This window comes from Neobacillus sp. PVCKKU3 (assembly GCF_058323225.1).
This window is the reverse complement of the sequence record NZ_JBLVQN010000099.1, coordinates 1-940: the sequence shown is the minus strand read 5'-3', so window position 1 is coordinate 940 and position 940 is coordinate 1. Positions and strand designations below refer to the sequence as shown.

The window sequence follows — 940 nt, the reverse complement described above, 5'->3', positions numbered from 1 at the left end:
AATTAAGATGATTTCCTACAACTAATTTCAGGTAAGTTCTTTCTCGCAGATTGCCGCAGAAGCATATTCGGCGATGTGAGCAATCTGCTCTACCGACTGAGCTACTGAGCTGCTTTAGTGGCGGTCTGGACGGGACTCGAACCCGCGACCTCCTGCGTGACAGGCAGGCATTCTAACCAACTGAACTACCAGACCGGATTGCGGGGACAGGATTTGAACCTGTGACCTTCGGGTTATGAGCCCGACGAGCTACCGGACTGCTCCACCCCGCGATAATAAGAAAGTATTAAGTTTACGCCATACTAAAAGCTAACGTATGACTGTATTAATCTTAAAAAGTATATTCAAGAAATAGATCAATTGATACACTCTAAAATAAATAACAGTCTTATGGCGGAGGAAGAGGGATTCGAACCCCCGCGCGGTTTAACCCGCCTGTCGGTTTTCAAGACCGATCCCTTCAGCCGGACTTGGGTATTCCTCCGTAAAACATATTTGGTAGCGGCGGAGGGGATCGAACCCCCGACCTTACGGGTATGAACCGTACGCTCTAGCCAGCTGAGCTACACCGCCAACATTCATAGATAAATATTCAATGGTGGAGCCTAGCGGGATCGAACCGCTGACCTCCTGCGTGCAAAGCAGGCGCTCTCCCAGCTGAGCTAAGGCCCCAAATAAACAATGGTCGGGAAAACAGGATTCGAACCTGCGACCCCTTGGTCCCAAACCAAGTGCTCTACCAAGCTGAGCTATTTCCCGGTAGTGTTGATAATTTATATGGCGCGCCCGACAGGAGTCGAACCCATAACCTTCTGATCCGTAGTCAGACGCTCTATCCAATTGAGCTACGGGCGCATTATTAGTAATGGTGATATTTGGAGCGGAAGACTGAATTCGAACCCGCGACCCCCACCTTGGCAAGGTGGTGTTCTACCACTGA

7 tRNA genes are annotated in these 940 nt (G+C 49.8%); all 7 read right to left on the bottom strand.

The features are described from left to right. Positions 1–118 precede the first annotated feature (118 nt). Positions 119–195, bottom strand: a tRNA-Asp gene (locus ACNQGS_RS28990). Positions 196–198: 3 nt separating this feature from the next. Continuing rightward, positions 199–272 (bottom strand) — tRNA-Met (locus ACNQGS_RS28985). Between the two features lie 119 nt (positions 273–391). Continuing rightward, positions 392–484: transfer RNA gene (locus tag ACNQGS_RS28980), tRNA-Ser, on the bottom strand. Between the two features lie 12 nt (positions 485–496). Continuing rightward, positions 497–573 (bottom strand) — tRNA-Met (locus ACNQGS_RS28975). A 23-nt stretch (positions 574–596) separates the two neighbouring features. Beyond that, positions 597–672, bottom strand: a tRNA-Ala gene (locus ACNQGS_RS28970). Positions 673–682: 10 nt separating this feature from the next. After that, positions 683–759, bottom strand: a tRNA-Pro gene (locus ACNQGS_RS28965). 19 nt (positions 760–778) lie between these two features. Continuing rightward, positions 779–855 (bottom strand) — tRNA-Arg (locus ACNQGS_RS28960). Positions 856–940 lie beyond the last annotated feature (85 nt).